Raw genomic sequence first — 16,385 nt, 5'->3', positions numbered from 1 at the left:
TCATGCGCCAGATTCTTTTCGCTTCGGCGGCAACCCTGCTGCCCGTTCTCCTCGCTCACAACGCCGCCGCGCATGCGGTGCTCGAAACCCCCGAAGCCCGGGCCGGCGGCTACAAGGCCGTCGTCACCATCCCGCATGGCTGCGACGGCGAGGCCACCAATTCGGTGCGCGTCGACATTCCCGAGGGCTTCGTTTCGGTCAAGCCGATGCCCAAGCCCGGCTGGACGCTGTCCATCGAGGAAGGCGCCTATGCGAAGCCCTACGAGGTCCACGGGGAATCCGTGGAGCGCGGCGTTACAGCCGTGACCTGGAGCGGCGGCGCGCTGCCGGACGGTCAGTTCGACGAATTCGCCCTGCGCGGTACGCTCGCCGGCGTGGAGCCTGGCCAGAAACTCTTCTTCAAAACCCTGCAGAGCTGCGCGTCCGGCGAAGTCGCCTGGATCGAAATCCCGGCGGAGGGGCAGGACGCGCATGCGCTCGCCCATCCTGCTCCCAGCCTGACGGTTCTCGCATCCGAGACGGGAGCGGCCCACCACCACGACCATGCAGAGCAGGCGACGGTCGCCGGCGCGCTTAAGATCAGCGCCGCCCGGGCGCGCGCCATGCTGCCCGGGCAGCCCGCCGGCGGCGGCTACCTGACCGTCGAAAACACCGGCACCGAAGACGACCGCCTGCTGGCCGTCTCGACGCCGGCCGCGGGCCGCGCCGAAATCCACACGATGGAGATGAAGGACGACGTGATGGTGATGCGCCCCGTCGAGGGCGGCCTTGCCATCCCCGCCGGGGAGACCGTGGAGCTGAAGCCCGGCGGCCTGCACCTGATGTTCATGGAGGTGACGGCGCCGTTCAGGGAAGGGTCGACCGTTCCCGTCACGCTGGAATTCGAGAAGGCCGGCAAGGCCGAGCTGATGCTTCAGGTCGGTCCGGCGCGCGGCGGCGCGGCGGGAGGCGGCCATTCCGACCACGACCACTGACCGCATTCCACGACGCTTGATTCCATGATGCTTGGCGAAGCCGGTTCAGGCCGGCTTCGCTTCCTGCTCCGGCAGAGCCGGCAGCGGGTCCGGCTGGCGCGGCCGGTGCACCAGAGAGACCAGCACGAAGGATATGATCATCAGTAGGTACCAGGCGCCGAGCTTGCCGAGCGACACCGGGGTCCAGCCATGGGCCTGCGAGGGATAGATCCAGGCGCGCGACCATGTGCCGATGTTTTCCGCGAACCAGATGAACAGCGCCACCAGCAGGAAGCCGAGCAGGAGCGGCATGCGATGGCGGAAGCGGAAGACCCGGTAGTGCACTGTGGTCCGCAGATAGAGCAGCGCCGTGACCGCGAACAGGCCGTAACGGATGTCCACGGTGAAGTGGTGGGCGAAGAAGTTGACGTAGATCGCAACCGCGAGGAGCACGGTCGCCCAGAGCGGCGGGTAGTGTGAATAGCGCATGTCGAAGATGCGGCTTATGCGCGCCAGATAGGAACCGACCGCCGCATACATGAAACCGGAAAACAGCGGCACGGCGCCGATGTGAAAGACGCTCGCCTCGGGATAGATCCACGAGCCGGCGGACGTCTTGACCAGATAGGAACCGACCGCCGCATACATGAAACCGGAAAACAGCGGCACGGCGCCGATGTGAAAGACGCTCGCCTCGGGATAGATCCACGAGCCGGCGGACGTCTTGAAAAGCTCCATCGCCGTGCCGACGACATGGAAGATGAGGATCACCTTGGCCTCTGAGACCGTCTCCAGCCGGGCGGCCAGCATGGCGATCTGGATCCCGAGCGCCGCCAGGAACAGGAAGTCGTAGCGCGCCAGCGCCGCATCGCGCGGCCACAGATAGTGGGTGGCGATGATGAGGGCGAGCAACACCCCGCCGAACAGGCAGGCCCAGGCCTGCTTCAGGCCGAACACCACGAACTCGACCAGCGCCCGGAAAACCCCTGCGCCGGCAACGCATCCAGCACCCGGTGCGCGGCCGCATCGATCCGCGCCTCGAGCGACGTGAAGCGCCGCACCGGCCTCAGGCCCCGATCACCGTTTCAAGGAATGTCGCCAGATCGTCGGTCACATAGTCGACGTCGTCTTCCTGCTCAACGTCCTGCTCCCAGATTTCCGAGAAGGTCGGCTCGAAATTGTTCGGCACCACCAGGACCGTCGTCATGCCGAGCTTCTTCGGCACCGTCAGGTTGCGCGCCAGGTCCTCGAACATCGCCGCCTTCTCGCCCGCCACCCGATGCAGGGCCGTGAAGCGGTCATAGGTGGCGGCGGCCGGTTTCGGCAGGAGATCGGCCGCGACGATGTCGAAGATGTCGTCGAAATTGTCCAGGACGCCGAGCTGGCGCGCGGCGCGCTCGGCATGGCCGCGATCGCCATTGGTGAAGATGAACTTGCGGCCGGGCAGAGCGCGGATCGCCGCGCCGAGGCGCGGATCGGGCTCGAGCCAGGAATAGTCGATGTCGTGGACCTTCTCGAGAAAGTCGTCCGGGTCGATGTCGTAGCGTTCCATCAGCCCGTTCAGCGTCGTGCCGTAGTCGCGGTAGAGTTCCTTCTGCAGGCTGCGCGCCGCCTCGCGGTCGAGCTCCAGGAGCTGCTCGACATAGGAGGTCATCTTCACGTCGATCTGCGAGAACAGGTTGCTGTGATGCGGATAGAGCGTGTTGTCGAGGTCGAAGACCCAGTCGGTGACGTGGGAGAAGCGCGCTGGCGAAGGCTGGTTTGTCATGCGCCTGTTATGGCAGATGCTCCGGGCGCGCGGCAATCGCCCGGCTGGCGTTTTCCCGCTTCATGAACGCACCCGGCACGCCGAAGGGCCGCCAAACAGGTCCATTGCCGGGAGTGGCATACCGCATTGCCGCATTTGCCCCTTGAGAAGCCTGCCGTCTGGCGGCACAAGTGCCGGCATGGAACTGTGGATCCCCATCACCATCGCCGCCGCCTTCCTGCAGAACCTGCGGTCGGTCGGGCAGAAGCACCTGAAGGGCGTGATGGGAACGACCGGCGCCACCTTCGTGCGGTTCGGCTTCGGCATGCCGTTCGCCATCCTGCTGGTGCTCGGGCTGCACTGGTTCGCGGGCTTTCCGTTCGCGCCGATCAACGGCATCTTCCTGGCATGGATCGTCCTGGGCGGGCTCGGGCAGATCGCCGCCCAGTTCCTGCTGATCTACCTGTTTTCGTTCCGGAACTTCGCCGTCGGGACGGCCTATTCCCGAACCGAACCGGCGCAGGCCGCGATCTTCGGACTGGTGCTGCTGGGCGAGATGGCCGGTCCCGGCGCGCTGATCGCCATCGCGATCACCGTCGTCGGCGTGATGCTGATCTCCGTCGCCCGCACGCCGATGAGCTGGCGCAACCTGTTTGCGTCGCTCGTCAGCCGCAACGCGCTGATCGGCCTCGCCTCCGGCACGCTGTTCGGCGTTGCGGCGGTCGCCTACCGGGGCGCCTCCCTGTCGCTCGGCGGCCCGAACTTCCTGATGCAGGCGGCGACGACGCTGGCCGTCACCATCACCTTCCAGACCGTCGTCATGCTCGCCTGGATGGTCTGGAGCGACCGCTCGCAGATCGCCAAGATCGCCGCCGCGTGGAAGCCCTCGCTGTTCGTCGGCTTCGTCGGCGCCTCGGCCTCGCTCGGCTGGTTCACCGCGATGACACTGCAGCAGGCGGCGGTCGTGAAGGCGCTGGCGCAGATCGAGATGATCTTCACCTTCGCGTCCTCCGTGTTCTTCTTCCGCGAGCACATCAACCGCGCTGAAGCGGCAGGATGCCTGCTGATCGTCGCGGGGATCGTGCTTCTGGTGCTCATCGGCTGAACCCCGCAGCGGAGTGCAAACCTGCAATGAGCGGGCCGTTTCTCCCTCGAAGGAGGGAGAAACGGCCTCTGGCGAGCGCCCCTGGCCCTAACGCTTGCGGTTGTCCGCCCTGCCCGCCAGATGAACCCCTTACTTGACGACGATCCGGATCGTGTCCTGGTAACGGTGCGTTTCATCGCCGGCAGCAACGCCGGTGGCGTTGATGGCGCGGGTGGGCACCTGCCTCCCACACTGCTTGCTGTTGCGGCTCCGCAGCCCGCCATCGGAATAGCGGATCGTCTTGGCCTTCGGCAGCCGCGCGGACACGTTCGCATAGCTCGGTGCCGGCGCGCCGCAATTGTCGGCGCGATAGGCGGTCAGATGCTTCGTCTCGCCGACGCCCAGCTGCACGGTCTTGTCCACGCTGGTGCAGCCCGTGGCGAGAAGGGCGGCAAACCCCGCCAGCGACATCCCAATTGTCTTCATATGGCTTCCCTCATCCTGTGATTGCAGGAACGCACCGTCACGATATTGCCTGGATGGCGATGGCGCTCCCCCCGCGAACTAGATGGTCCAAGCGCTGCCGACGACTACTGAAAAATCGGGTCAACTTCGGAAAATGCGGAAAAATCGGCCAGCAAACCATTCCGATTTCAGGAAAACGCCGATAGCTTCGATGCGGCGGTCAGGGGGATAAGGCGTGACGGTGCGAGACTGGAGCGGCCACAGGCACTGGCATACTCTGTTCGATGAAATCTGCAATCGGCGCGGTCACTACGACAACGCCGTTCTCGCGTCTGAGCTGTGCCGTCAGTCCGGCCGCGGCAGCAAGGAGGATTTCGAGGCTGCCAAGAAGAAGCTGCGCAACTGGCGGCGTGGGAAACGGGTGCCGCTGCGCCGAAACTTCCAGATCCTTTCCGACCTTCTGCAGATCGCCACGGATGCCGAGCTGGTGCCGGTATGGTACAGGCTCTACGCCGCCGCGCACGAGCGGGCCTATCCGCAGCGCGGCGCCGCTCCGGCCGATGCCGAGGGGGTCGACGGGAGCCTCCGGGAACGTCGCTGGCGCGGCGCGGGTCGCCGGGAGATCGCCGCTGCCGCGGGCATCTTCATCGGCGGCATCCTCATCGCCGCCACCGCATTCGAGCGGCATCCGGAGAATCTCGGCCTGCCGGTGGTGGGCTACAACGCCCAGATGAACCTGATCGTCGGCGAAACCAAGCTCATTCATGGCGAATACGACCAATGCGACGGGCCGCCGCCGGAGTGGGAGGCGGTGCTGCCACGCATCCCCGATACGGATCTCGGCGTGTTCGGCGACGGCGGGCTGGCGGCCAAGATGGTCAATGACTGCGGCCGGGAAATGGTCGTGCGCGCCGTCCGCTTCACAGCCGTGAAGCCCGGCATCGAGGAAGTGGTCCTGCTCGGCGACTACATGCGCCTCGTGGTGACGCCGGTCGAGCAGCTGCGCTCGGAGAATACAACGCCGCAAACGGAAAGGGGGAAGGCCGATGGACCAGAGGCTGAATGAGATCGATCGATGGCATGAGCTGTTCGACGAGTTGTGCTCGCGCGCCGGATATTCGGACACGGCCTCGCTGGCCGGCAGGTTCTGCGCCATGACCAATGGCGGCGGTCAGCACCAGTACGAGACGGCGCTGAGGAACCTCAACAACTGGCGTTCGGGCCGGCACATCCCGCGGCAGCGCAGCATGCGCGTCCTCAGCGAGCTGCTGCGCGTGGCGGAGGATCCGGAACTGCTGGCGCGCTGGAACACGCTGTACCAGCGGGCGCGTCAGGTGGAGGAGGATACCCCGGAGGAGACGCCGCCACTGCCGGCCCATGGCGGCGCCGATACCCGCGGGCGCCGGGCGCAGACCGGCAATCTGTGGACGCTTCAGGCGATGTTCGCCGGCGCGCTCCTCTTCCTGATCGGCATGGGCGCCGGTGCGCTTGTCGCCTCCGACTGGCGCCCCTGGGGCGGTCCCGCCGACGATGCGCCGATGATCCGCTATGACCCCGAACTGACGATGACGGTCGGCGAAAGCCGCATCATTCATGGTGAACGCGGCGATTGCGGCAAGCTGCCTCGCGAATGGGACGATCTGCAGAACAGCCTGCCCTCGTCGATGCTCGGCACCTTCTCCGACGGCGGGCTGGTGCGGCGCAATTCGAAATATTGCAAGGGCCTCACGCCGGCGCGCGGCATCCGCTTCACCGCCACCAAGCCCGGAACCGAACTGATCCACCTGATCGGCGACCTGATCAAGATGACGGTGGTGGAGAAGCCGCAATAGCCGTGGCGCCGGAGCCGCACCTGCGGCCGGGAGGCAGATCCCGGCCGCAAGAGTGCCTTTGCGCCGCAATCCCGCACGTCACGCGTGCGGGACGAAATGCTCGTCGAAAGGACTGATCCGCACGCGCGCCTTGAGATCGGTGCGGCAGAACGCATGCAGGAAGCATGTCTGCTCCGACATGTCGAGCGCGGTGCGGGCGAAGTCGTCGTCCTCTCCGGAGAAGAGATGGCAATGCGTTTCGAGGGGATCGGCCGATCCCGCCTTGCCGGTTCCGTCGCTGGCGCCGGCGAGCGAGAAATGGGCGTCCTGGACGATGCGATAATCGTGCAGATCCTTCTTGGCGATCTTCGCGTAGCGGCCGAGCTGCGTCATGAAGCAGAAGCCGATGCCCGCCGAGATGTAGCTCTCCGCGTCGGGCGCCCGGCCCTGTTCGTCGCTCTGGAAGCGGAAGATGGTGCCGTGAGGATTGTAGAGATACTGCACGATCTCCTTGACGCCGTCTTCCCGCCGGCTGGCATAGACCCGCAGGTGAAGCAGCCGGTCCTGCGTCTCCGTCAGCGCGCCGCCGGCAAAGGTCGCGGTGTTGTCGTTCTCGGGCGTCATGACCCCGGTGCGCGTCATGATCCCGGACCAGTCGCCCTGCGCCGGAACGTAGCTCTCGAAGGCCGGCAGGGGGTCGGGAACCGAAGGCCCCTTGACCGGCAGCGCCTTGGCATTGGCGATCGACCGCCCGTTGTGGTTCAGCGTAAACAGGCTTTCCTTCTGGCCGCGCATCAGCCCGTTCAGCGGCGAGGCCGAGACCGCGTCGTAGACCAGGGCGCGCAGGGTCTCCATGTCGGCGTCCGAATCGATCTGGGTCTCCAGGCCGATATCCTTCGCGCCGCCGATCATCGTGCCGCGCAGTGCCGAGCCCTGCATGGTGTAGAAATTGTCCTGGACGAGCCGCAGCCGCCGGATGGTGATGCCCCGCGCCTTCGCCAGCGCCTCGATCTCGTTCATGTAGGAGGAGACCATGCCGACCGAGAGCAACGCGAGCGGCGCCGGCGCATAATCGTAGCCGTTGAGATAGACCCCTTCGTCCGAGGCGAGACGCCAGGTTTCTCCCGTACGGGATGAGGATACCAGCGCCTCCTTCTGCATCACCGTGAGCGACCGTACCGCCGTTCGCACCACCGTGCCGAGGCGAGGATGCGGGGGCTCGAGGACCCTGCCTGCGCCGCCATCCACCTTGAAGAACAGCGGCCCGCCGCGCTCCTTCAATACGTTCACTCCCGTCGCCATAGGGCGCCTCCATATTTTTTTGGACCATGGTCCATTTCTTTTTCACGGCGTGCGGTTTCTGTCAACGCGGTTCCGCTGCCCGGGCCTGCGTGAGGAGAATATTCGGTGTTCCGGCCCATGGCGGGACAGGCGGAATCACAGCTGCGAAGGCGAGGACGGCCGACGGTTTCAGCAAAAGATGCCAAGTCATTCCGCCCGGGCCAGCCCGCGAACGCCGGTGCGCCGGTGATCTAATCGATGGAAGCCAGGGAGTGCGCCACGAGCAGGAAGAAGGAAAGCGCCAGGAGGCCGAGGCCGCGGCGAAACCAGCGCCGTTCGCTCTCGATTTCCGAAAGCGCCCGGTCGAGCAGCGGCTTCGCCTGATTGTTGAATGCTGCGGGATCCTTCACGGCGACCTGAAGGCGCTGGAGGCGCACCAGCGTGCGGCGCGAGTCCGACGACGAGAGGGTCGGTATCGCAAGCGCCACGGATCCGGCGAGGCCGAGCACGGCCGAAACCGCTGGAGCATACTGGCCGACAAGGATTTCGCCGAGCAGCGACATCGGCGCGCTCCGTCAGGACGCCGATTTCTGCGCCGCCGCCGCCTTGGCTGGCGCGGGAATCTTCTCCTGCGCAGCAAATGCGAAGCCATCCTCGAGCGGCACGGCGGACAGTTCGATGGTTCGATCGCAGGCTGCGGCATAGACGAAGGCGAAATCGACGGACGGCGCATGATCGATCAGGCCGCTCTCCACCTGGGAGATGCGCGCCTGGGTCACACCGATGCGCGCGGCAACCTCTGCCTGGGTGAGGCCTGCGTCCTTGCGCATGCCCGTCAGCAGGCCGGCGATCTGCCGCGCGGCCTTGGCGCGGGCGCGCGCCAGGCGAAGCGCCGGATCGCGCTCGATCAGTTCCAGTTCCTGCTCAAATCCCATCTTCCCACCTTTCGGCCTGCCCGCGCCGCACACGGTCGCGGGCCTTGTCGAGGAAGTCGTCGCGGTCCTGCATGGTCCACATCCGGCTCTCGAAGGTCTCCGACAGGGCCAGCGACACATCCTGGGTTTGGGCGCGTCCGTCACCGGGCACCGTCGCCACCATGCGGAACTTCACGTCCCGGAACAGGAACACGCCGCCCGGCGCCAGATGCCAAGCATAGCAGGGCAGAAAGCCCGAATCCCGGATCCGCATCAATTCGAAGAACCCGTTGACGATGCCTGCGCTCTTGTCGGGATCGCCCGTGTAGGCGGCGCGCAGGGCCGACAGTTCCTGGCCGGCATCGAAATCGTCTCCACGATAGACCCAGACAGCCATTCCGACCCCCAATATAAGCTATAACTTATAAAATTTCCATCCCCTGATCGCTGGTTAAATCATAGCGTGTATCTGGTCGGCTTACAAACCGGTCTTCCAGGCCCGACAGTCCGGGACCCCGCCATGGTTCCCCCTCAGGGAACGATCAGCGTGCCGGCGCCGTGCTCGGTGAAAAGCTCGAGCAGCACCGCATGCGGCGTCTTGCCGTTGAGGATCACGACGCCCTCCACGCCGCGCTCGATGGCCTGAATGCAGGTCTCGACCTTGGGGATCATGCCGCCGGAGATCGTGCCGTCCTTGATCAGCGCGCGCGCCTCGGAAACGGTCAGCTCGTCGATCAGCTTCTTGTCCTTGTCGAGCACGCCGGGCACGTCGGTCAGGAACAACAGGCGCGTCGCCCGCACCGCGCCGGCGATGGCGCCGGCGAAGGTGTCGGCGTTGATGTTGTAGGTATGGCCGTCGCGTCCGGGCGCCACCGGCGCGATGACGGGGATCATCTCCGAATGGGCAAGCAGGTCGAGCAGCGTCCGGTCCACTTCGACGGGTTCGCCGACGAAGCCGAGGTCCAGCACACGCTCGATGTTGGAATCCGGATCGGTCACGGTCTTGCGGGCCTTCTCGGCGAACACCATGTTGCCGTCCTTGCCGCAAAGGCCGATCGCCCATTCGCCCTCGGCATTGATGAGCGCGACGATTTCCTTGTTGATCGACCCGGCCAGCACCATCTCGACGATCTCGACGGTGCTCTGGTCGGTGACGCGCAGGCCGCCTTCGAATTTCGATTCGATGCCCATCTTCTTCAGCATGGCGGCGATCTGCGGCCCGCCTCCATGCACGACGATGGGGCTGACGCCCGACTGCTTGAGCAGCGCGATGTCGCGGGCGAAGGCCTGCCCCAGCGCCGCGTCGCCCATGGCGTGGCCGCCATATTTGACGACGATGGTCTTGTTCTCGTAGCGCTGCATGTAGGGCAGCGCCGCCGAGAGAAAGCGCGCCTGGGCTTCCGCCGTTTCCGCAGTATTCGTCATTGCGTTCTCCCCAGAGACAAAACCGCGGTTTCATAGAGCATTTTCCCGGGAAGCGAAATGACCTGTCTGCGGAACCGGCTTGAAAATCGACACGGAAAATGCATGACCCGGCTTGCCGGAATCCCCGAGCGCTCTATGTGAGCGGCGAACTGCAACATGAACGTCCCCTCGATCCCGCCGGCGGCATTCGCCACCTTTCCAAGAAAGAGCACAACGCCTAGTGTCCAGACCATGACGCCGGATGAGATAACAAGGCTGATCTTCCGCACCGCGCTCAAGGAGCGCGCGGCCTTCGATCTGCTTTACCGGCACACCAGCGCGAAACTCTTCGGCGTCTGCCTGCGTATCTTGCAGGACAGGGCGGAGGCGGAAGAGGCGTTGCAGGAAGTCTACGTCAAGCTTTGGACCAGGGCGGACCGCTTCGCAGCGTCCGAGCTCAGCCCCATCTCCTGGCTGGTGGCGGTCGCGCGCAATCACGCCATCGACCGGCTCAGGGCGCGCAAGAAGCCAGCGCGGGAACTGGACGAGGCGACCGACATCGCCGACCCGGCGCCCGATCCCGAGACGATGGCGGTCGCGGGCGGCGAGCGGCGGCGGATCGACGCCTGCCTGGAGGAACTGGAGACGGACCGTGCAAAGGCGGTGCGCGGCGCTTATCTTAACGGCGACAGCTACGCCGAGCTCGCGGCGCGTTTCGGCGTGCCGCTCAACACGATGCGAACCTGGCTGCGGCGCAGCCTGATCAGCCTCAGGGAATGCCTGGAACGATGACGACGGCGGAACACAACGGACCGGAAAGGCGCGACGACGACATGGTCGCCGCCGAGTATGTTCTCGGCGTTCTGCCCGCCGACGAGCGCGCCTCCGTCGCGCAGCGCATCGCGACGGAACCCGATTTCGCACGCCTGGTCGATGCCTGGGAGAGCAGACTGGCGCCAATGGCGGAAGCCTATCAGCCGGTCGAGCCGCCGGCGGCACTGAAACAGGCGATCGACCGGCGTCTGTTCGCTGCCTCCGCGCCTGCCGCGTCCCGTCCCGGCCTCTGGTCGAGCCTTGCCCTGTGGCGCGGCCTGGCGGTGGCCGCACTGCTGGCGCTGGCGGTCTATGCTGGGCTTACCTATACGTCCCTGCCCTTGTTCCAGCAGCCCGGCCAGGAACAGGGCGGCGCGCAGCGCTTGATCGCATCGCTCGCCCATGACGATACGGATGTCCGCTATCTCGTCATCTATGACGGCGCCAAGCGTGACGTGGCGCTGTCGCATGTGGCAGGCGATCGGCCGGCGGGCCGCGATTTCGAGCTCTGGACCATCGAAGGCGACGCTCCGCCGGTTTCGTTGGGTGTCATCCCGACGGGCTCCAGCGTTCATCTCGCGCTCAGCGAAGCGCTTGGCAAGGCCATCGAACGAGGCGCGGTGTTTGCCATCACCACGGAGCCGCTCGGCGGCTCGCCCTCCGGCGCGCCGACGGGACCCGTTGTGGCGCTTGGCGACTTAAGGGAAATCTGAGCCGTCGGCGCCCGGATTCATTTTTTCCGCATTTTTTCTGAAACTCCTTTCGCCCTCTCCTCGTAACTCCACCCGTTCCCAATCAGGCCGGCCATCAAGGCGGCCATGAAACGAACCAAGGAGTTTAAACATGCGCAAGATCACTCTCTCGCTTCTCGCCGGTTCCGTCGCCCTCGCCTTCGCCGGTTCGGCGATGGCCGAGAACCCGATGGTCGGCGGCGCAGCCATGTATGCCGACAAGAACATCGTCGAGAACGCCGTCAACTCGAAGGACCACACGACGCTGGTCGCCGCGGTGAAGGCTGCCGGCCTGGTCGAGACGCTGTCGGGCGAAGGTCCGTTCACGGTGTTTGCTCCGACCAACGCCGCTTTCGAGAAGCTGCCGGCCGGCACGGTCGACACGCTGCTCAAGCCGGAAAACAAGGATCAGCTGACCAAGGTGCTGACCTGCCACGTGGTGGCGGTGGATGCCATGTCGGACGCGATCGGCAAGATGATCGCTGATGACGGCGGCGACCACCCGGTCAAGACAGTCGGCGGCTGCATGCTGTCGGCCAAGATGGACGGCGACAACATCACGCTGACCGACGAGAACGGCAATGTGGCGACCGTCACCATCGCCGATGTCGACCAGTCGAACGGCGTCATCCACGTGATCGACACCGTGCTTCTGCCGAAGGCCTGATCGGCTTCAGCCGGGGGCTCTGAGGCCGTGAAGGCCATTGGGGGCGGCGCACCGCCGCCCCCAAACCCTCTTGCCACCTCCCCGCGCGCTCACGGCTCGTTGACTTGGTGGTGATGGTTCCCTCCCCTAGTGTGAGCGCGATCTGACGTCCCATCGGGCGGACCGCCGCCCGGCATGCAAGGAGCAAGACCATGAACCGCCGCAACTTCCTCTACTGCACCACGGGCGCCTTCGCCGCGCTGGCGGGCGGCGCCTTCCTCGTCGGCAACCGGCCCGGCGGGAAAGCCATGGCCGAGACCTTCGAGATCACCAAAACCGAAGACGAGTGGCGCCGGATCCTGAGCGAGCAGCAGTTCGCCGTGCTGCGCGAGGAAGCGACCGAGCGCGCCTTCACCAGCCCGCTCAACGAGGAGAAGCGCGCCGGCCTGTTCCACTGCGCCGGCTGCGACCTGCCAGTCTATTCGTCGGAGACGAAGTTCGATTCCGGCACCGGTTGGCCGAGCTTCTGGGAAGCAGTGCCCGATGCCATCGGCACGAAGGAAGACAATTCGCTCTTCATGACGCGCACAGAATGCCATTGCCGCCGCTGCGGTGGGCATCTCGGCCACATCTTCGACGACGGCCCGCCTCCGACCGGCAAGCGCCATTGCATCAACGGCGTGGCGATGACCTTCAAGCCGGGCGCGACGCAAGCGAGCTGAACCTTATCGATCCTCGAAGTGGATCAGGCGCGACCGCCGTTGACGGCAAGGGCGATGGCGTCGCGCAATTCGTCCAGCCCTTCGCCCTTTTCCGAGGACGTGGCGACGATCTGCGGATAGGCGGCGGCGCGCTTCTTCAATCTGGTTTCGGTCTCGCCGAGCAGGCGCAGGACCGCCGGCGGCTTGATCTTGTCGGCCTTGGTGAGCACCACCTGATAGGACACGGCGGCCTTGTCGAGCAGGTCCATCACCTCCTCGTCGTTCTTCTTGATGCCGTGGCGCGCGTCGATCAGCAGGAAGACGCGCTTCAGCGTCACGCGGCCGCGCAGATAGTCGAAGACCAGCTTCGTCCAGGCGTCCACCTGCTCCTTCGGCGCCTTGGCGAAGCCGTAGCCCGGCATGTCGATCAACGCCATCGGCGGCAGGTCGCCATCGGTGCCGGAATAGCCCTCCGGCACGAAGAAGTTCAGTTCCTGCGTGCGGCCCGGCGTGTTGGACGTGCGGGCCAGCCCGCGCCGCGACAGGAGCGCGTTGATCAGAGATGATTTGCCGACATTCGAGCGGCCGGCAAAGGCCACTTCCGGCGGTCCCTCCGGCGGCAGGAACTTCATGGCGGGCGCGCCGCGGATGAACGTCCACGGCCGGGAGAAAACCGTCCGGTCGAGTTTCGCGCCGCCAGCAGCGGCATCCTGTCCTGTCGTTGTCACGCCGATCTCTCCAGTCTCGTCCTGCACGGCATCAAGACTGCGGCGACGTTTGTCAACAGCCGAAACATGCTCGCGGCCCCGCGCACGCTCATTCGGCGCTGCGCAGCGCCGACAGGTCGGCGCCGCGAATGGCCGGGAGATTGCGGGTGATCTTCTCCGCCGGCCAGTACCACCAGGCGATGTCGAGCAGGTTCGCCACCGTCGCGTCGTCGAAGCGCCGGCGCACGATGCGCGCCGGGTTTCCGGCCACGATGGCGAAGGGCGGCACATCGCCGGCAACCACCGCATGGGCGCCGACCACCGCACCGTCGCCAATGGTCACGCCCGGCATGATGCGCGCCTCGCGGCCGATCCAGACATCATTGCCGATCACCGTGTCGCCACGGCTCGCCGCCAGATAGGCGGAAGCGTCGAAATCCTTCTCCCAGCCATTGCCGAAGATGTTGAAGGGGTAGGTGGAAAAGCCGGACATCAGATGGTTGGCGCCATTCATGATGAAGGTGGCGCGATGCGCGATGGCGACGAAGTTCTTGATGATCAGCCGGTCGCCGTGAAACTCGTAGTGGTAGAGGACGTTCTCGTCCTCGAACCGTTCCGCGCCGCCCGGATCGTCGTAATAGGAGTAGGCGCCCACCTCGATGTTCGGGCGGGTGATGAAGTTCTTCAGGAACACGGTGCGGGGAAACCCCGCCATGGGATAGGGCGTCGAGGGATTGGGCCCGTGCATGAGGGACCTCCATGATCGTCGATAAGGGAGCGTGACACGGCCGCGTCCGACTTGTCGGAATGCTGGGGCGGACCTGTCCCCGGCGGCGTGCTGAATGCGCGGTCCCTCTTATCGGATCATGTATGCGGTCTCCTGATCGGGGAGCGCCTTTATAGACGAAATTCCGCCGGGGGCAAGAACCGGCCGGCGGATGGCGTTTTTCACGCCCGCTTTATCAGGGCCATCGCGAAGGCTGCGAACGTCGCGAAAGAGGCGAGCGTGCGCACATGGTTCCAGGCGACCCAGCGCGAGAGATAGTCGCGCCACATCTCGGCGCCCTGCACGCTGGCCGGGTCGACCGTGCCCAGGGCCTCGTTCATGGGCACGTTGAAGATCACGGTCACCAGGAAGACGCCGACCATGTACAGGGCGCCGCCGGCGACCAGATAGGCGCTTCCCGGCACCGTCCAGTTCAGCACCGCCATCACGCCCAGCAGGATGCCGAGCAGCGCCGTGCCGAAGAAGCCGGCGAAGAAAAGCGGGTTCAGCACCGTGACGTTGAGCGCCTGCATGGTCTGGATGCCGGCCGACACGGGCACGCGCGCCAGCGCCTGCATTACCGAGTTGGAAAAGGTGAAGAAAAACCCGGCCATAAGCCCGGCGCTCAGTGTAGCCAGCAAGGTCAGGACAAGGAAGATGCGATCGGACATGACATCGTCTCCGTTGGTTTGTGGATAGCTGATTCTCAAGCTTCGACGGACGTTTTCGACTCGTCCCAGACCCCGGTCGCCGCCGTCGCTGCCACATAGGCGGAAAAATCGCGTGGCGGCCGCCCCAGCACCCGCTGAACGTCGTCCGTCAGGCTCTCGTTGCGCCCGTCGAGCACTTCGGTGAAGAGCTCGTGGAGCAGGTCTATGAAATCCTGCGGAATGCCCTGGGCATGCAGGCCGGCGACGTATTCCTCGGCAGGCACGCGGCTGAACCGGATGTCGCGGCCGGTGGCCCTTCCGATCTCCGTGACCATCTCTTGAAAGCTCATCAGGCGCGGGCCCGTCAGTTCGTAGAGTTTGCCCACATGCCCCTCTTCGGCCAGGGTCGCGAAGGCGACATCGGCGATGTCGTCGGCGTCGATGAAGGGCTCGCGCACGTCGCCGACAGGAAGCGCCACCTCGCCGGCAAGGACGCCGTCGAGGAAGAAGGCTTCGCTGAAATTCTGGTTGAACCAGTCGGCCCGCAGGATCGTCCACGCCGCGCCGCTCGCCTTGAACAGCGCCTCGGCATGCTCCGCGCCCCGTTCTCCCCTGGCCGACAGAAGCACCTGTCGCCGGATACCCTTCCCGACCGCATGACGGGCAAACGCAGCAACTGTTTCAGCCGCGCCGGGAACGGCCAGGTCGGGAAAATAGCAGAGATAGACCGCTCCGATGCCTTCAAGCGCCGCATCCCACGTGGCGCGGTTCTCCCAGTCGAAAGGAACCGGCGTGTTGCGCGAGACGACGCGGACGTTCCGTCCGGCGGCGGTCAGACGCTCGGCAATGCGGCGGCCGGTCTTGCCCGTGCCGCCGGTGACCAGAACGGGGCTGTCAGCGTCGGGAAGGATTGGATTGCGGGAACCGGTGTTCGACATGTCTTGCCTCCTATTAATGTGAGCATCACTCATATTTGCAAAAGTGATAAAAGCTCATATTATTGGAGTCAATCAAAAAGTGAGAAACCCTCATAAAAAGGCGCGACATGAGCGAGATCGGCGTTCCAGACCTGCCGGCGGCCCGCAAGCAACCCCTGCAGAAGCGTGCGCGTGAACGCGTCGAACGCATTCTCGACGTGGCGCGCGACATCATCGCGGAGAGCGGCAGCGAGGCGATGAAGATGAGCGAGGTCGCCCAGCGCGCCGATATCTCGATCGGTTCGCTCTACCAGTACTTTCCCGACAAGGCGGCGATCATCCGAACGCTCGCCGAGCACTACTACGCGCTCGGACGCCACTGCATCGGTGATGCGCTGGACAAGGTGCGTACGCCGGAAGACCTGCAGGCGGCCTTCGCCGCCCTGGTGGACGAGTATTACGGGATGTTCCTGGAGGAGCCGGTGATGCGCGACGTCTGGTCGGGCATGCAGGCCGACAAGGCGCTCTGTGCGCTCGACCTCGAGGATGCGCGGGAAAACGGCCGGGCTCTGGCAAAGGCCATGCTGCGCGCCATGCCCGGGCGCGATCGCGACGCGGCGGAGCGCTCCGCGTTCCTCATCTTCCATCTCGGCGAGGCGACGATGCGGCTGGCCATACAGCTTGAAGCGGCGGAAGGACGGGCGATCGTCGACGAGTATATCAGGATCGCGACCAGGGAACTCGGCGGCCCGGACGCTCGCAAATGAAAACGGGCGCCGATGGCGCCCGCTCCAA

General features: G+C 65.4%; 21 protein-coding genes. 9 read left to right on the top strand and 12 right to left on the bottom strand.

What is annotated here, in order from left to right:
• Positions 1–2 precede the first annotated feature (2 nt).
• Positions 3–974, top strand: coding sequence for a DUF1775 domain-containing protein (locus tag NA2_RS02885; RefSeq protein ID WP_008593968.1), 972 nt, complete (start codon positions 3–5; stop codon positions 972–974).
• Between the two features lie 45 nt (positions 975–1,019).
• Here NA2_RS02885 and NA2_RS02880 read toward each other — a convergent pair whose 3' ends face one another.
• Positions 1,020–1,910: a DUF817 domain-containing protein gene (locus tag NA2_RS02880; RefSeq protein ID WP_008593966.1), complete on the bottom strand. Its 891-nt coding sequence runs from the start codon at positions 1,908–1,910 to the stop codon at positions 1,020–1,022.
• Between the two features lie 109 nt (positions 1,911–2,019).
• Entirely contained in the window at positions 2,020–2,721 is a 702-nt protein-coding gene (locus NA2_RS02875; protein ID WP_008593964.1) for a pyrimidine 5'-nucleotidase, read from the bottom strand.
• Positions 2,722–2,899: 178 nt separating this feature from the next.
• Between NA2_RS02875 and NA2_RS02870 the strand changes: the two genes are divergently transcribed.
• Positions 2,900–3,805 carry a DMT family transporter gene (locus tag NA2_RS02870; RefSeq protein ID WP_008593961.1) on the top strand — a complete coding sequence of 302 codons (906 nt, stop codon included), beginning with the start codon at positions 2,900–2,902 and terminating at the stop codon, positions 3,803–3,805.
• A 129-nt stretch (positions 3,806–3,934) separates the two neighbouring features.
• Here the strand turns inward: NA2_RS02870 and NA2_RS02865 are convergent, their stop codons facing one another.
• Positions 3,935–4,270, bottom strand: coding sequence for a hypothetical protein (locus NA2_RS02865; RefSeq protein WP_157188111.1), 336 nt, complete (start codon positions 4,268–4,270; stop codon positions 3,935–3,937).
• Between the two features lie 214 nt (positions 4,271–4,484).
• On the opposite strand from NA2_RS02865, the gene NA2_RS02860 reads away from it, so the two are divergent.
• The gene (locus tag NA2_RS02860) at positions 4,485–5,315 is read left to right on the top strand and encodes a hypothetical protein (RefSeq protein WP_008593956.1); all 831 of its coding nucleotides are present in this window, start codon (positions 4,485–4,487) and stop codon (positions 5,313–5,315) included.
• A complete protein-coding gene (locus NA2_RS02855; RefSeq protein WP_008593954.1) occupies positions 5,296–6,081 on the top strand; it encodes a hypothetical protein in 786 nt (261 codons plus the stop codon). The genes NA2_RS02860 and NA2_RS02855 overlap by 20 nt, the downstream gene beginning before the upstream one ends.
• 78 nt (positions 6,082–6,159) lie before the next feature.
• Here the strand turns inward: NA2_RS02855 and NA2_RS02850 are convergent, their stop codons facing one another.
• The 5 genes from NA2_RS02850 to argB form a co-directional block, all read right to left on the bottom strand.
• A complete protein-coding gene (locus tag NA2_RS02850; RefSeq protein WP_008593952.1) occupies positions 6,160–7,362 on the bottom strand; it encodes an OsmC family protein in 1,203 nt (400 codons plus the stop codon).
• Positions 7,363–7,592: 230 nt separating this feature from the next.
• The gene (locus NA2_RS02845; RefSeq protein WP_008593950.1) at positions 7,593–7,904 is read right to left on the bottom strand and encodes a hypothetical protein; all 312 of its coding nucleotides are present in this window, start codon (positions 7,902–7,904) and stop codon (positions 7,593–7,595) included.
• 12 nt (positions 7,905–7,916) lie between these two features.
• Positions 7,917–8,276 carry a helix-turn-helix transcriptional regulator gene (locus tag NA2_RS02840; protein WP_008593947.1) on the bottom strand — a complete coding sequence of 120 codons (360 nt, stop codon included), beginning with the start codon at positions 8,274–8,276 and terminating at the stop codon, positions 7,917–7,919.
• Positions 8,266–8,652, bottom strand: coding sequence for a hypothetical protein (locus NA2_RS21865; RefSeq protein WP_040676493.1), 387 nt, complete (start codon positions 8,650–8,652; stop codon positions 8,266–8,268). Before NA2_RS21865 ends, NA2_RS02840 begins: the two co-directional genes overlap by 11 nt.
• Positions 8,653–8,786: 134 nt before the next feature.
• Positions 8,787–9,680: an acetylglutamate kinase gene (argB, locus tag NA2_RS02830; protein WP_008593942.1), complete on the bottom strand. Its 894-nt coding sequence runs from the start codon at positions 9,678–9,680 to the stop codon at positions 8,787–8,789.
• 231 nt (positions 9,681–9,911) lie between these two features.
• Here argB and NA2_RS02820 point away from each other — a divergent pair, with 231 nt between their 5' ends.
• The 4 genes from NA2_RS02820 to msrB all read left to right on the top strand — a co-directional run bounded on the left by NA2_RS02820 (position 9,912) and on the right by msrB (position 12,571).
• Complete coding sequence (locus NA2_RS02820; protein WP_008593940.1) at positions 9,912–10,451, top strand: sigma-70 family RNA polymerase sigma factor; 540 nt, start codon at positions 9,912–9,914, stop codon at positions 10,449–10,451.
• On the top strand, positions 10,448–11,185 hold the full coding sequence (locus NA2_RS02815; protein ID WP_008593937.1) for an anti-sigma factor: 738 nt from the start codon (positions 10,448–10,450) through the stop codon (positions 11,183–11,185). Before NA2_RS02820 ends, NA2_RS02815 begins: the two co-directional genes overlap by 4 nt.
• 130 nt (positions 11,186–11,315) lie before the next feature.
• Positions 11,316–11,870, top strand: coding sequence for a fasciclin domain-containing protein (locus NA2_RS02810; protein WP_008593935.1), 555 nt, complete (start codon positions 11,316–11,318; stop codon positions 11,868–11,870).
• A gap of 191 nt (positions 11,871–12,061) precedes the next feature.
• Complete coding sequence (gene msrB / locus NA2_RS02805) at positions 12,062–12,571, top strand: peptide-methionine (R)-S-oxide reductase MsrB (protein WP_008593932.1); 510 nt, start codon at positions 12,062–12,064, stop codon at positions 12,569–12,571.
• Positions 12,572–12,594: 23 nt separating this feature from the next.
• Here msrB and yihA read toward each other — a convergent pair whose 3' ends face one another.
• From yihA to NA2_RS02785, 4 genes are all read right to left on the bottom strand, one after another.
• Complete coding sequence (gene yihA, locus NA2_RS02800; RefSeq protein WP_420798689.1) at positions 12,595–13,200, bottom strand: ribosome biogenesis GTP-binding protein YihA/YsxC; 606 nt, start codon at positions 13,198–13,200, stop codon at positions 12,595–12,597.
• A 166-nt stretch (positions 13,201–13,366) separates the two neighbouring features.
• Positions 13,367–14,005 (bottom strand): CatB-related O-acetyltransferase, encoded by a 639-nt coding sequence (locus NA2_RS02795; protein ID WP_008593928.1) that lies wholly within the window; start codon positions 14,003–14,005, stop codon positions 13,367–13,369.
• 200 nt (positions 14,006–14,205) lie between these two features.
• Positions 14,206–14,694: an anthrone oxygenase family protein gene (locus NA2_RS02790; protein WP_008593926.1), complete on the bottom strand. Its 489-nt coding sequence runs from the start codon at positions 14,692–14,694 to the stop codon at positions 14,206–14,208.
• A gap of 35 nt (positions 14,695–14,729) precedes the next feature.
• Positions 14,730–15,611 (bottom strand): NAD-dependent epimerase/dehydratase family protein, encoded by an 882-nt coding sequence (locus NA2_RS02785; RefSeq protein WP_008593923.1) that lies wholly within the window; start codon positions 15,609–15,611, stop codon positions 14,730–14,732.
• Between the two features lie 107 nt (positions 15,612–15,718).
• Here NA2_RS02785 and NA2_RS02780 point away from each other — a divergent pair, with 107 nt between their 5' ends.
• Positions 15,719–16,357, top strand: a complete 639-nt coding sequence (locus NA2_RS02780) for a TetR/AcrR family transcriptional regulator (protein WP_008593920.1) — start codon at positions 15,719–15,721, stop codon at positions 16,355–16,357.
• The last annotated feature ends 28 nt before the right edge of the window (positions 16,358–16,385 follow it).

Source organism: Nitratireductor pacificus pht-3B, from assembly GCF_000300335.1.
Taxonomy (GTDB): Bacteria; Pseudomonadota; Alphaproteobacteria; order Rhizobiales; family Rhizobiaceae; genus Nitratireductor; species Nitratireductor pacificus.
The sequence above is the reverse complement of the archived record's forward strand: the minus strand, read 5'-3'. Positions and strand labels throughout refer to the sequence as shown.